Source organism: Chryseobacterium vrystaatense, from assembly GCF_000737765.1.
Lineage (GTDB): Bacteria > Bacteroidota > Bacteroidia > Flavobacteriales > Weeksellaceae > Chryseobacterium > Chryseobacterium vrystaatense.
The window spans coordinates 259,260-272,389 of sequence record NZ_JPRI01000010.1 but is presented as its reverse complement, the minus strand read 5'-3'; the positions used below and the strand labels follow the sequence as shown (position 1 = coordinate 272,389).

Genomic DNA, 13,130 nt, shown 5'->3' with positions numbered 1-13,130 from the left:
TTTTTTTTGAGTGTTTTATAATTTCGTCTTGCATGTTTTGTTTTGTCGTTTTAAGTTTAGCTATTGGTTTCAGTTTATTTTAGTACGGTATTGAGCTCAACGACTTCAAAGTCGTCATTATTTTGCAGAAGGTGTTTTAGTATAGGAATATGTCCCTGTCCAAATAGGAGGATAACGTATTGGTCAGTGGGTTTGATTTGAGTAATGATATTAGAGTAAACGGCTAGATTCCTCAAGTACCAGTCAGACACGGATTCTGCACCAATGTAATTCTCTCCGGCACCAATTTTTGCATAATATTTTAGGTACAGTGATAAATTTTTCTGCAAAAGTTCTTTTGTATTGATGTATTTCAGTATTCCGGTGATTGAATTTTGTTTTGTGACACGATCTATTTCACCCATGAAATTATTCGCAGTAGTTCCTAATTCATTTAATATATATACCTGATTTTTTTCTTTAGCCGTGACAGAAACTAAGCTGTCATGTTTCATTCCATAAAAAATATCGACACAATTGATCTGTTTTAAATTTAGTTTTTTGGCTAATCTAAAACCAATTTGCTCCCGTTCAGAAACGGTTAATGTATACTTGTTTTGAGAATAGGCATTATACAGACTGTCGATTTTGGCTTGTTGAGTCAATGGTTTTTCTATCATGACTTTATCAGCATTGGTTCGTTTTAAAACTTCGGTCAGCTCTTCCAGTTCCTTCTGTCTTTTCGGAGCTAAAAAATCGTCAGTCTTTAATTCATACGTATCTAAATGAGGGGTTTCGAAGTGAATGGTCCCGATTAATAGAATTTTGGTTTTAGGTTTAGATTGCTGTCCAAAAGTTGTTGTGACACATAATAGCGTAATTAAAAATGTAGAAATTGTTTTAATGAAAGTCATCCTTTAGGTTATTAGTTTATTTTTTGTTAAAGATAAAGCTTCTTGCGAAACGTAAAGATGAATTCATTACAAAATTTGTAATTGCGTGAAACAGCTGTTGAACTGCATCTTCTGCAGCTTTTCCCGGTTCGCTGTTTTATTGACTTCGTTGTATTATTCGGAACAAAAAAACCGCCCAGAAAAATAGAGCGGTTAGTATATTCATTTGCTTAGAATTAAAATTTTTCATCAGCACCTTTTTTCGTTGCGTTGTATTCAATTAATGTTGCAAATGCTTTTTTTAATCTGTCTACTAAAGCTTGATCGGGTGTAAAACTAAATGCTGTTCTGTAATTATTATAATTTGGGCCACTCATTGAAAGATTGTTATAAAAATTACCTTGGCCTGCTTTGTCATAATCACATTGAACGTAAATTAGTTGTCTTCCTTGAATATAAAAATCTTTTGAGTATTCGTCATTCATTGTTGTGACTTTATTTAAATCAAAACTATAATCACAAAACTGCCTGGATCCATAATTGTTTCTATAAGTGAAAATTCCATCTTTATAAGAAACAAATACGTCGTCACTATGTGTGCTTATATTTTCTTTCATTTTTCCTGCAATCCACTCCATCGTTTCTTGTTTGGTTGGTTTGGAAGTTTTACTTTCCGTAGTGGACTGTGCTGTTTTTGGTTTAGTAGTTTTTACAGTTGCTTTTTTTTGAGCATTCACGTTCATGCTTACAATTGCTGTCATTAAAACAATTGCTAATTTTAATTGTTTGGTCATAGTTTTAGTTTAATGTAATGCTTACTACTGTTGTGGGGTGTCTGTTCAGCTTATTTCCCCTGTATTCATTTTGACTATTTTTATAGAATTTCGTTTTTACTAAACGACTTCAATAATTATATGGTTGGCAAATTTATACATTGTTTTAATTTACCAATATAACATTTATTACTTATTGCAGAGTATTCAGCCAAAATACACAACAAAAAACCGCCCTACAAAAAGTAGAACGGTTCGTATATTAATTTGCCTCGGTCGCTGACTGTTCTGGTATTCCAACATCTATTGGCATAGATGTAGCTACATTTATTTTCAAACGTCTGACTTTACTATAAAATCATAAGCATGCTCGGTAAAATAGACAGGAATATTCTTCCAGTCTAATTTTCTTTTTTTTGCTGTTTCATGTGCAGTTGTCATTAACTCCATAAATCTTGCAATTATAATCTGTTCACACCAATCTCTTGCATCTTGCATTTCATTTGTCCATTCGTCATTTTCTTCTTTTTCTTCAATGCTTTCAAACAGCATTTGGAAATTTTCATAACCTGTCAACACAAATTTTTCGGTGGTCATGGCATCTTCTCCGTAATCAGAAATCCAATCCATATCATCAAGATTAAGTCCGCCGTCTTCTGCGTAAGCTGTTCCTTGTATATACCAAATATCTGTATTAATATCAAATTCATTCATTTCAAAATACATTGATTTAATTTTAATTTTCTTAGAAATTTCTTTATAAAAACTCTCAATCCAATTGACAAGATCATCAATAGGGTTTGTCAGTCTCTTACCAATGATATCGTGAAATTCTGTTTTTGGGATTTTGTTAAGTTCTTTCTCGGCAGTATGAATGGCCTTTTCAAAATCAAGATTTTCGAGATCGGAATTTATTTTTTGTGCAAAATCAAAGTTCATTTTTTTTCTTTATATGATAATAGTTATGTGATTTAGGGCTGTTACAAACTTTTAAATATACGAAACCATAAATAAAGGTCTAAGTAAAATACTAACTGGTCTACAAAAAGTAGAACGGTTAATATAGTAAATTGTCTTGGTCACTGAGTGTTACATCATTTATTGCATTCCATCTCCCATTGGCATAGCGGGTTCAGCGCTCTTTACTTCAGTGATTACACACTCAGTAGTAAGAAGCATATTTTGTACTGATTTTACATTTTGTAATATAATGTTGTACGACGTTTTTTATGTATTTGTAAAGAGTTTTTTTATCTTTCCAATAATTTTTTGAAAGGAAGTTAATTCGTACCCAATGTTCTTACAATGTAAAGCTTCTACAAATTCAGGTAAATTGTAATATATATTTACTTTTAAGGTTACAATTTTCTTGTTTTTATCATTGAATAGACTAATAAATTCATTTCCATCATCATCAATTCCGTTTTTATATCCAAGAATGTCTTTTAGGTGTATAGTTTTTTTTATTAATAAGTAGTTCTTATAAATTAAGTTTTCATGTTGAATATTAGCAAGTATCAATTCATAATAATTTTTTTTCATTACTAAGTAAATTGTAAATAGAAAGACTAAAATAAAATAACTAAACCATAAATAATGTTGTGGAATCACTCCTTTATAAAAAATAAATGGCAGGGAGAATGAAAGAAAAGCAAGTACTATTCTAAAAAAAATGATGAAGTAATTTTTTATTTTTAGTTTCATTAGATTATTTATTCAATTTATTTTTAGGTAAGGGTTTGATGAAATGTTTTACAATTCTCAAACATAGGAAAATCAATATTTAATATTCTAAGATCATATTTCAAAACAAAAAAACCGCCCTATAAAATAGAGCGGTTTATATATTAAATTGTCTCAGCGACACGCTGCGCTATTACATCATTCCCGGCATTCCACCTCCCATTGGCATAGCAGGTTCAGCGCTCTTTACTTCAGTGATTACACACTCAGTAGTAAGAAGCATTCCAGAAACAGAAGCTGCATTTTCAAGAGCAACTCTTGTTACTTTCGTAGGGTCAATGATTCCTGCTTCAAGCATGTTCACATACTCGTCAGTTTTAGCATTGTATCCGAAATCTCCTGTACCTTCAGCTACTTTAGCTACGATTACAGAACCTTCACCACCTGCGTTAGCAACGATTTGTCTTAATGGCTCTTCGATCGCTCTTTTAACGATTTTGATACCAGTAGTTTCGTCAGAATTAATTCCTGTAAGGTTTTCCAAAGCAGTGATCGCTCTTACCAAAGCAACACCTCCTCCAGCTACGATACCTTCTTCAACTGCTGCTCTTGTAGCGTGAAGTGCATCATCAACTCTGTCTTTTTTCTCCTTCATTTCAACTTCAGAAGCTGCACCTACGTAAAGTACGGCAACACCACCAGCTAATTTAGCCAATCTCTCCTGTAGTTTTTCTTTATCGTAATCAGAAGTAGATGTTTCCATCTGAGCTTTGATCTGAGCTACTCTTCCTTTGATTTTAGCTTCGTCACCACCACCGTTTACGATCGTTGTGTTGTCTTTATCAATGGTTACTTTCTCAGCAGTTCCAAGCATATCCAGAGAGATGTTCTCCATAGTGAATCCCTGCTCTTCAGAAATCACCTGTCCACCTGTTAAGATCGCGATATCTTCCAACATTGCTTTTCTCCTGTCTCCGAATCCTGGAGCTTTAACCGCAGCAATTTTAAGAGAACCTCTTAATTTGTTTACAACCAAAGTAGCTAAAGCTTCACCTTCAACTTCTTCAGAGATAATTAATAAAGATTTTCCGCTTTGTGCGATAGGCTCAAGAACAGGAAGCAATTCTTTCATTGAAGAAATTTTCTTCTCTACCAAAAGGATGTAAGGGTTTTCTACTTCAGCTACCATTTTCTCAGGGTTAGTCACGAAGTAAGGAGACTGGTATCCTCTGTCGAACTGCATACCTTCTACAACGTCTACTGTTGTATCGATACCTTTAGCTTCTTCTACAGTGATTACTCCTTCTTTACCTACTTTTCCGAAAGCTTCAGCGATCAAAGAACCGATTGTTTCGTCGTTGTTAGCAGAAACTGAAGCTACCTGCTTCACCATTTCTTTAGAATCTCCAACTTCTTTAGACTGAGCTTTAAGACTTGCAACAACAGCAGTTACTGCTTTGTCGATCCCTCTCTTTAAATCCATTGGGTTTGCACCGGCAGCTACGTTCTTAAGACCTTCTCTTACGATAGCCTGTGCCAAAACAGTAGCGGTAGTAGTACCGTCTCCTGCGATATCATTAGTTTTGGAAGCCACTTCTTTTACCATCTGCGCTCCCATATTTTCTACTCTGTCTTCAAGTTCGATTTCTTTTGCAACAGAAACACCGTCCTTAGTTACGTGAGGAGCTCCGAAAGATTTTTCAATCACTACGTTTCTACCTTTTGGACCTAAAGTTACTTTTACTGCATTAGCCAATGCATCAACCCCTCTTTTTAAAGCGTCTCTTGATTCAATATCGAATTTTATTTCTTTTGCCATTTTTTGCTGTATTATTGTATTATGTACAATGTAAAATGTACTTTTTCTATTTTTAAATAATTTGATTGAACGTTGTTAAAATACTTTGTCACTCTGTACATCGTACTTTTTACAAATCTTACCCGATTACCCCAAGTAAATCTCCTTCCTTAACGATTAAGAAATCTTTCCCGTCTAATTTTAATTCAGAACCTGAATATTTTCCATAAAGAACTTTGTCACCTACCTGAACAGTTGTAGGCTCATCTTTTTTACCTGGGCCTACTGCTACTACAGTACCTTCCTGCGGCTTTTCTTTCGCCGTGTCCGGAATAATAATACCTGAAGCTGTTTTAGTTTCTGCAGCGATCGGCTCGATCAAAACTCTGTCTGCTAATGGTTTAAAGTTTACTGACATAATATATTTTATTTTTTAATTAATTCTCCATTATAATTCTCTAAATGTATGCCATGAGGCACTGATGGATGAAATGGCAGAATTTTATAACCCAGTGTGAAAATTTGGCAGAAAAATGAAAAACGTAAAGCCGGAAACTTCCGGCTTTTGCATTTAACTCTACTTATGGGCTCCATTATGGACAGTGCTGTCCAGGCCCGATCCATAAAGTACATTTTCCCTGATCGTCGCGCTCGCAGCAAACCAGTCTTGCCGCTCCTCCCATAATGGATTTTTGAGCGTCTCTGCTTAATGATTTTGCATTTTTCATTGATTAATATTTAATTTGTTTTACATTCCTGAACGTTTAAGGTCAATCAGGACTTTTGACGATTTGATGTGATAAGTGAAAATCAAAGATAAAAATTTTTATCATCATATAATACACTGTGTGTAGATTTATTTTTGATGTTTGTATTTTGGTTGTCAGTGTTTTAAGGATTGTTTTGTGACAGCGGTATAACGGGTTACTGTTGATCGGATCGGCCTTTGAAAAAAGAAAAGTTTACCATTACAGTAAACTTTATATATTCATTATTGAATGGTTTCCATGGTCATTTTCTTCCCATTCATATCTATATCCTGTTTCAGAATCTTTCGGGTTTCGGGATCTATATAATATGTGACGATCGAGGTCTTGTCTGCAATATCATCAGTTGTTTTTACAGCCCAGACTTTTTTTCCGTTTTCATCTACTTTTTTTACATCCAGAATATAAGCTTTGATCTTCCCTTTTTTAGCATTCGGGTTGTAATCGAAAATAGAAATTTCGGTGGTATAGTTTTCTTTCAGGGGAGAAAAACGGATCATCATTGGATAGCTGCTGCTGTCAAAATAGTCTGCAGCTTCCATTTCAATAGCTTCTTTTTTCTGAGATTTTTTATCAAGATAATAGCCGGTCACTTTTGTCTTACCAGATTTCAGAACCATATCCCGCATCATATTATAAGATGAATGATAAACAGGTTGGAAATTGGCTGTTTTTACGATGGTGGAATCTGTCCATTTTGCATCCGGAGCCTTTTTCAGCTTGACAGTGGTTCTGATGAGAAGGTCAGTTTTGTTTAATTTTTTGAGTTCCGTGATAATGCTTCCGATCTCTATTTTTTGACCTGCATTTTCAGCATACCAGACGGCTTCTGATGTTTCATCTTTGATGAGTTTAGGATCAACAGGACTGTTGGTGGGGGTGATCAGTTTCTGTGAAAATAAATTGACACTGCTTATTAACAAGCATACAAGAAATGTTCTCATGATTTTTTTTAATAATGAGTATTTCTGATTTTCAAAAAGTTACAGATAACAGACCAACTTTTTTCGGGATCAGATAGAGTGGATCTTATTCTTTTGATTGATCTTCGAAATTACTGCTCCGGAAATCGCAATGCTTATAAAATTGGTCACGGATCTAGCCTCATTCATGAAACGGTCTACGCTGTAAAGAAGGGCAATATCCGTTAAAGGAATTTTTCCAAATCTGTTCAGCGTAAAAATTAAAGCAAGAAATCCTGAGCCGGGAACGCCTGATGCTGTTTTTGAAGTCACGGAAATAATCACGAAAAGCCAGAGGTAATCACTGACAGTCAGTGAAATATTGTAAAACTGAATGAGAAAACAGCATGTGACGGAAATATAAATACACGCTCCTGAAAGATTAAAATTATATCCTAACGGGATCACAAACCTTAGGATCTTGCTGTCGTAGCCTTCCGATTCCATTTTCTCGAAGATTAATGGAAAGGCTGTTTTGGATGAAGAGGTTGTGATCACAAGGATAATCTCTTCCTTTAAATCAAGCAAAAATTTCCACAAACGGATTTTGAACACATAAGCAACGATTCCTAAAATCCCAAAGATAAAAACAATGTCAGCGAGATAAACCGTTGCCACTACTTTACTGAGTGGAAGAAGTGTATTGATGCCATATACAGCAACTCCGTATGCAATATTACAGAAGATAATAACCGGAAGAATAATATATAGATATTTGATTACGGTATAAAAAATGGTCAGCCCGCGGTCTAATATGTTCAGGAATTTTTCTCTCGCTTTGGAAAGATTCATCAAAATCCCGGCAACAATAGAAACAATCAGAAAAATTCCGTGACGGTTGAGATACAGAATTCCGGGGATACCTGTATCGCTGATCTCAAATGTTTCGGGAAGTGGCTTACTGATCTTTCCGATTTCAATGCCCGTATCTGCTCCTGGTTTTACTGCAAACCCGAAAATAAATCCTATTATAATGGCTACAGAACTGATGATAAGAAAATAAAGAACCGTTTTCCAGACAATACTGCTGGCATTTCTGATGCCGGAAAGCTGGCAGATTCCGTACATGATCGCCATAAAAATAATGGGAAGGATCAGCATTTCCAAAACCATGAAAAAATAATGACTCACCATTCCCAGCTGAATACTTGACTGAGGTGCATAATGCCCTGTAAGTACACCACCGAGAATAGCGGCAAATACATATAAGGTAAGATTTTTTAAATATCTTCCTGTGAATGTTTTTTTTGTTTCAAAAAGGTTCATCTGAAAAAAATATGCTGTCCGTACAAACCATAACGTAATTCCGATACATCTTTATACGTCTGAAATATAATAATAATTAACGAATTCAGACTAAATCACTCCAAGAATAAGTGCTGCCAGCAGCATTACAAGAGATGATCCCAGTGCCCATTTTAAAGTATATTTCAAGTGGTCTGAAAATTCTACTCCTGCCAGAGAAACCAGTAAATAAGTAGAGGGAACCAAAGGACTCAGAAGATGCGATCCCTGTCCGATAAGACTTGCTCTTCCCAGGATCTCCGGAGAAATTCCCAGCTGATGTCCTGTAGCAACGATGATGGGTAATATTCCAAAATAGTAGGCATCATTGGAAAGGAAAAAAGTAAGCGGAATACTAAAGGCGGCTGTGACAATATTCATATAACCTCCCCAACTTTTCGGAACGATTTCGATCATACTGTTTCCCATCGCCTGCATAATGCCGGAACCATTCAGAATTCCGGTGAAAATTCCTGCCCCAAAGATCATTCCCGCAACAGATAAAGCGTTGCCTGCATGTTTGGAAATGATTTTCTGCTGGTCTTTTAATTTTGGATAATTTATTATGGAAGCAATACAGAAAGCGATCATGAAAGCAATACCTAAAGGAACAATATCCAGAATCATCACGACCAACAGGGTGATGGTAAGCGCCAGATTGATCAGTATTAATTTTGGACGACGAAGCTTTAGATCTACTTCGCCGATGATATCATTGCTGTTATAGTTGGTAAATTTTCCGTGTTTGGCAATTCTTATTTTTTCTCTTCGTCCTAAAATATAGGCAACGAATATCACCCACAGAATTCCTATCGCCATGATCGGGATCATAGGAACGAAAATTTCAGTATGTCCAAGTTTCAGGGAGCTCATTACCCTTGCTGTAGGACCTCCCCATGGAAGAATATTCATAATCTGACCTGCCAGCATAATAATGCAGGTTAGGATCAGTGGATTCATGCCCTGTCTTTTGTAAAGAGGAAGCATTGCAGCAACGACAATTAAATAGGTGGAAGAACCGTCCCCGTCCAATGAAACCAAAGCGGTAAGAACAGCGGTTCCTATTGTTGTTTTGATAGGATTGTCACCAACAGCTTTTAAAATAATATCAACCAAAGGCTCAAAAAGTCCTGTGTCGATCATTAAGCTGAAATAGAGAATCGCAAAGATGAGCATCACACCGGTCAGTGCAATTTCTTTGACTCCGTTTTTCATCATTTCTCCCAGTTCAGGACCAAAGCCCGCAAAAAGAGCTACGGTTACAGGGACGATGACCAAAGCGGTAAGCGGAGTCATTTTTTTGTTCATGATCAGGACCATGAAGATCAGAATCATGAGGAATCCAAGGAAGGTAAGCATAGATGATTTGATTTATAGTTATTTATTTTTGTTTTTCTTTCTCCAGTCGAAACTGTTTCTGTAGCCGATATAGCCGTAGTTGCTTGTAGATCCTGTCTCCATCTGGTTGATAAAAGCGACTTCAATTGCTGAATTTTTTCCGACTTTAATTCCCAGCCCCGCTGTTAAACGGTTGCTGTCAAACGGATCTTCTTTTACCACGTTCATCCTTAATTCATTTTTCAGGATACCATAAAGTTTTTCATTCTCTCCTTTTCTGTTAAAAGGGATTCTCAGGGAAATAAGATACCGCAACCTGACGATGAATTCGTTGGGATTGCTGATAAAGCGTTCTTCCACACGGAAACGGTGGGAAACGGAAGTTCTTCCGATATTTCCACCCAACGTCAGCTGTTGGAAAGGTCTCTTTTCGTATCTCTCTTTTTTAGAATTGTCGGTCTTATAAGAATCCAGTACCAGAAACATGAATCCGGCAGCGGGTTTCACTTCATTGGCTATTTCATAATCTACATAGGCAGAAACCAAAAAAAGTCTGGTGTCATAGGCGAGATCAAAAGAACGGTATTGTGAAAGTGCCGTCAGTGTACTTTTGTCCGTCAGTTTTGCGGACATCAGATACTGAAACCACATATTGTAGTTGTCACGGCTTTGTGCGTTGGCAAAACGGATGATTCCCAGCAGCAAAATGATGATTAATCTGAATTTAATTTTCATGTAATATTGAGTTAATATCCTGATGTCTCAAATATATTTATAAGAACCAGCCGTGAATTTATTTTTCAATCAATGACAGTTTTTATCAGTGAACTGCAGGATGGGATGAAAAAGATGGTATATTTGAAAGATTGAAATTTGGATTTTTTAGATGTTTTTAATTATAAATATTGTATTTATATTATTGGTTTTCAGGATTTTGTTTAATGCAAAAGTTTTGAAAAGACTGATGGAATATCATTGGGGGCTTTTGCTGAAGTTTCAGCATATTTTATTCTTTTTGATCTTCGTTATCATCACTTTTTTCACCGAAAACTACTTTTTGGATGTTCCGGAACTCATCTGGAGTGTTTTATCCGTCATTATTTTTAATGTTGGAATTTACAGTCTCGTCTATGTTTATCTGGTCCCTGAATTCTATCTGTCTAATAAATATCCGGAGTTCATTCTGTATGCACTGATCAGTTTTCTGGTTTCGAGTCTTTTCCGGATTCTTCTGGAGCCGGCGGTTTTCAACATGCATTTTAACGAGACGCTTTCCAATACTAAATTTCTCTACAATGTGTATACATCACAGGGAATTGTCATACTCGTGGCTTCATTTTTAGGAATTACAAAAGATAAATTTCTGATCGAACAGGATTTTAAAGATCTTGGCGAAGAAAAAGACCAGCTTTATCTCGATCTGCTTAAATCGAAAATGAATCCCCATTTTTTGCTCAATACCCTTAATAATATTTATTCCAAAAGTTTTCAGCCTTCAGAAAACACCTCAGAGTCTATATTGCAGCTCAGTAAACTGCTTCAATATGTGATCTATGATACCGGCAAGGAGAAGATCAGTATGGCTCAGGAATTTTCTTCCATCAGATCACTGGCGGGACTGTATCAGTTGAAATATAATAATGTGCTGAACATCAGTTTTGATATTCAGGATGAAGAAACCCTTGAACTGATAGATATTTCGCCGTCATTATGTCTTACCTTATTTGAAAATGCTCTGAAACATTCGGCGGTAGGAATTGAAGCTGAAAGTTATATTGAGGTCCATTATAAAATATTGGATCAGGAGCTTTTGTTTGAGATCAGAAATTCTGTATCGAAGAAAAAAAATCTTGTCGGAAATATGAGTGACAGCGGTTTAGGCAATGAAGCGGTGCTGAATATTTTGGAGAGAAATTATGCCGGGAGATTTACTTTTATATCCGAACCGGCAGAAAACAACAACTATCATACTGTTTTAAAAATAAAATTGTAATGGCTAATCTGACGATTGTAAGTGTAGATGATGAATATCCGGCGCTCCAGCTGATCCAGAAATATTGCGGGCAAATGGAAGATGTGGATCTGCTGAAGATATTTCAGAATCCGGAAGAAGCTCTGGACTATCTTAAAGAGAATAGGGTAGACCTGGTAATTCTTGATATCAATATGCCCTATATCAATGGGATTGAACTTTTGCATCAGCTGCCTTACAAGCCATTGTGTATATTTCTCACCTTAGAAACCCAATATGCGGTAAAGGCCTTTGAACTGGATGTGGTACATTATCTTGTAAAACCTGTTGATTTTGAAACCTTCAGAAAGGCTATTAACAAAGCAAAGGATTTCCTGCAGTTTAAGAATTCGGCAGAACATCAGAAGAAAGAAGACTTTATCATGTTTAAATCCAATTACGTAATGCATAAAGTTCTTCTGAATGATGTGCGGTGGGTACAGGGATTTGGCGAATATATTATTTTGGTGACTCCTCTGAAAAAGTATATGATCCTTGAGCGGATGTCAAATTTTGAAGAGAAATTTCAAAACTTAGGATTTATAAGAATTCATAAATCATATATCGTCCTGTCTTCACATATCAGTTCCTATGATACGGCTCATGTACACCTGAAAGATGGAGAGAAGCTTCCGCTTGGAAGAACCTATAAGAGCTTTGTGAAAAAGGTATTTGAATAAAAAAAACTGCCGTAAAGCAGTTTTATATTTTATAATTTAGAAGTGAAGATTTAAAAACTTATTTACAGGACTGTTCGTAATCATCTATCAGCTTTTGATACATATCTGTAAATAATGCTGTCCTGAATTTCATATTGATTTTTGCTGCTTCAGCTCCTTTTTTTCCTTTAATTAAGGCTTTTCTCTCTATATCTGAAGCCTTTCTTTTTTCTTTAAAAGTTTTGTTGGAAAAATAATCATTCTGTCTTGCCTCATCTACTTTTTTCAGAAACTCGGGACAGTCTGCTCCAATAATTTCGTAAGCTTTATAGAACTTCTTATACAATGTTTTCATATTGAATAAGGCCAGCGGACTTAGTGAACTGTAATCTACCGGTGCTATGGCAAAGGTCTCGTCTGGTTTACTTAAATAAATCATAACGTAGGTAAGCTGGCAGTTGTCTTCATTTCCATCAAATCCCGACGAAAAATTGTCTCCGAAATTGGCTTTACACATCATACTTCTGTAGCCATAAAGGTTAATAGGCCCCTTCTGCATAAGGGGAAGCATCAGTACCGTTCCTTCTGATTCCATTTCCAGATCATTGTTTATTTCCTTTACAATACGTTTATCGAGCTGAAAATTTTCCTGGGTATCTTCATTGGTGTAAATAAGGCTTTTAACATCGGAAACAGGAATGAGCTGTACCTGAGTATCGCTTTTTGATGATTTGAATTTTACTTCCTTTCTGTCCAAATTGGCATTTTTCGAACCTCTCCCTAACATCTGGAAAGTAGCCACATCAGGAAGCATAAAATCCTGGGCAAATCCTTTTTTTGTACTGCCGTCTTCCATCAGAATTTCGATGGGTATAAAATCTCTTTTTCCTGTATAAAACTGTAAAGACTGGGCAAAAAAATAGGGTGCTGACAGTATAATCAGCATTAAAAGCATTAGTTTTTTCATGGTTAGTTTACTGCGA

The 13,130-nt window shown here is 35.8% G+C and carries 14 protein-coding genes; 2 read left to right on the top strand and 12 right to left on the bottom strand.

Annotation, left to right across the window (positions count from 1 at the left end; translation table 11 throughout):
* Positions 1–74: 74 nt before the first annotated feature.
* The 11 genes from IW16_RS21375 to IW16_RS21330 form a co-directional block, all read right to left on the bottom strand.
* The gene (locus IW16_RS21375; RefSeq protein ID WP_034749424.1) at positions 75–893 is read right to left on the bottom strand and encodes a DUF5694 domain-containing protein; all 819 of its coding nucleotides are present in this window, start codon (positions 891–893) and stop codon (positions 75–77) included.
* A 215-nt stretch (positions 894–1,108) separates the two neighbouring features.
* Positions 1,109–1,666: a hypothetical protein gene (locus IW16_RS21370; protein WP_034749421.1), complete on the bottom strand. Its 558-nt coding sequence runs from the start codon at positions 1,664–1,666 to the stop codon at positions 1,109–1,111.
* Positions 1,667–1,978: 312 nt separating this feature from the next.
* On the bottom strand, positions 1,979–2,584 hold the full coding sequence (locus IW16_RS21365) for a hypothetical protein (protein WP_034749418.1): 606 nt from the start codon (positions 2,582–2,584) through the stop codon (positions 1,979–1,981).
* A 288-nt stretch (positions 2,585–2,872) separates the two neighbouring features.
* Positions 2,873–3,187 carry a hypothetical protein gene (locus IW16_RS21360; RefSeq protein WP_165572014.1) on the bottom strand — a complete coding sequence of 105 codons (315 nt, stop codon included), beginning with the start codon at positions 3,185–3,187 and terminating at the stop codon, positions 2,873–2,875.
* A gap of 334 nt (positions 3,188–3,521) precedes the next feature.
* Positions 3,522–5,147, bottom strand: a complete 1,626-nt coding sequence (gene groL, locus IW16_RS21355; RefSeq protein ID WP_034749412.1) for a chaperonin GroEL — start codon at positions 5,145–5,147, stop codon at positions 3,522–3,524.
* A gap of 118 nt (positions 5,148–5,265) precedes the next feature.
* Positions 5,266–5,544, bottom strand: a complete 279-nt coding sequence (locus IW16_RS21350; RefSeq protein ID WP_034723531.1) for a co-chaperone GroES — start codon at positions 5,542–5,544, stop codon at positions 5,266–5,268.
* A 175-nt stretch (positions 5,545–5,719) separates the two neighbouring features.
* The gene (locus IW16_RS27120; protein ID WP_262484382.1) at positions 5,720–5,854 is read right to left on the bottom strand and encodes a hypothetical protein; all 135 of its coding nucleotides are present in this window, start codon (positions 5,852–5,854) and stop codon (positions 5,720–5,722) included.
* A 263-nt stretch (positions 5,855–6,117) separates the two neighbouring features.
* A complete protein-coding gene (locus tag IW16_RS21345; RefSeq protein WP_034749409.1) occupies positions 6,118–6,837 on the bottom strand; it encodes a DUF3108 domain-containing protein in 720 nt (239 codons plus the stop codon).
* A 69-nt stretch (positions 6,838–6,906) separates the two neighbouring features.
* The gene (locus tag IW16_RS21340; protein WP_034749406.1) at positions 6,907–8,121 is read right to left on the bottom strand and encodes a dicarboxylate/amino acid:cation symporter; all 1,215 of its coding nucleotides are present in this window, start codon (positions 8,119–8,121) and stop codon (positions 6,907–6,909) included.
* A 90-nt stretch (positions 8,122–8,211) separates the two neighbouring features.
* On the bottom strand, positions 8,212–9,498 hold the full coding sequence (locus tag IW16_RS21335; RefSeq protein WP_034749403.1) for a CitMHS family transporter: 1,287 nt from the start codon (positions 9,496–9,498) through the stop codon (positions 8,212–8,214).
* Positions 9,499–9,516: 18 nt separating this feature from the next.
* Positions 9,517–10,212: a DUF2490 domain-containing protein gene (locus IW16_RS21330; RefSeq protein ID WP_034749400.1), complete on the bottom strand. Its 696-nt coding sequence runs from the start codon at positions 10,210–10,212 to the stop codon at positions 9,517–9,519.
* A gap of 151 nt (positions 10,213–10,363) precedes the next feature.
* Between IW16_RS21330 and IW16_RS21325 the strand changes: the two genes are divergently transcribed.
* Both IW16_RS21325 and IW16_RS21320 read left to right on the top strand, forming a co-directional pair.
* Complete coding sequence (locus IW16_RS21325) at positions 10,364–11,470, top strand: sensor histidine kinase (protein WP_228376975.1); 1,107 nt, start codon at positions 10,364–10,366, stop codon at positions 11,468–11,470.
* Positions 11,470–12,168 (top strand): LytR/AlgR family response regulator transcription factor, encoded by a 699-nt coding sequence (locus tag IW16_RS21320; protein ID WP_034749397.1) that lies wholly within the window; start codon positions 11,470–11,472, stop codon positions 12,166–12,168. The genes IW16_RS21325 and IW16_RS21320 overlap by 1 nt, the downstream gene beginning before the upstream one ends.
* Before the next feature lie 58 nt (positions 12,169–12,226).
* On the opposite strand, the gene IW16_RS21315 is transcribed toward IW16_RS21320, so the two are convergent.
* Positions 12,227–13,114, bottom strand: coding sequence for a hypothetical protein (locus tag IW16_RS21315; protein WP_034749394.1), 888 nt, complete (start codon positions 13,112–13,114; stop codon positions 12,227–12,229).
* Positions 13,115–13,130: the final 16 nt, after the last annotated feature.

Coding starts and splice junctions, on each gene's coding strand:
- IW16_RS21375 (WP_034749424.1), bottom strand. CDS start 893: ATGACTTTCATTAAAACAATTTCTACATTTTTAATTACGCTATTATGT.
- IW16_RS21370 (WP_034749421.1), bottom strand. CDS start 1,666: ATGACCAAACAATTAAAATTAGCAATTGTTTTAATGACAGCAATTGTA.
- IW16_RS21365 (WP_034749418.1), bottom strand. CDS start 2,584: ATGAACTTTGATTTTGCACAAAAAATAAATTCCGATCTCGAAAATCTT.
- IW16_RS21360 (WP_165572014.1), bottom strand. CDS start 3,187: ATGAAAAAAAATTATTATGAATTGATACTTGCTAATATTCAACATGAA.
- groL (WP_034749412.1), bottom strand. CDS start 5,147: ATGGCAAAAGAAATAAAATTCGATATTGAATCAAGAGACGCTTTAAAA.
- IW16_RS21350 (WP_034723531.1), bottom strand. CDS start 5,544: ATGTCAGTAAACTTTAAACCATTAGCAGACAGAGTTTTGATCGAGCCG.
- IW16_RS27120 (WP_262484382.1), bottom strand. CDS start 5,854: ATGAAAAATGCAAAATCATTAAGCAGAGACGCTCAAAAATCCATTATG.
- IW16_RS21345 (WP_034749409.1), bottom strand. CDS start 6,837: ATGAGAACATTTCTTGTATGCTTGTTAATAAGCAGTGTCAATTTATTT.
- IW16_RS21340 (WP_034749406.1), bottom strand. CDS start 8,121: ATGAACCTTTTTGAAACAAAAAAAACATTCACAGGAAGATATTTAAAA.
- IW16_RS21335 (WP_034749403.1), bottom strand. CDS start 9,498: ATGCTTACCTTCCTTGGATTCCTCATGATTCTGATCTTCATGGTCCTG.
- IW16_RS21330 (WP_034749400.1), bottom strand. CDS start 10,212: ATGAAAATTAAATTCAGATTAATCATCATTTTGCTGCTGGGAATCATC.
- IW16_RS21325 (WP_228376975.1), top strand. CDS start 10,364: ATGTTTTTAATTATAAATATTGTATTTATATTATTGGTTTTCAGGATT.
- IW16_RS21320 (WP_034749397.1), top strand. CDS start 11,470: ATGGCTAATCTGACGATTGTAAGTGTAGATGATGAATATCCGGCGCTC.
- IW16_RS21315 (WP_034749394.1), bottom strand. CDS start 13,114: ATGAAAAAACTAATGCTTTTAATGCTGATTATACTGTCAGCACCCTAT.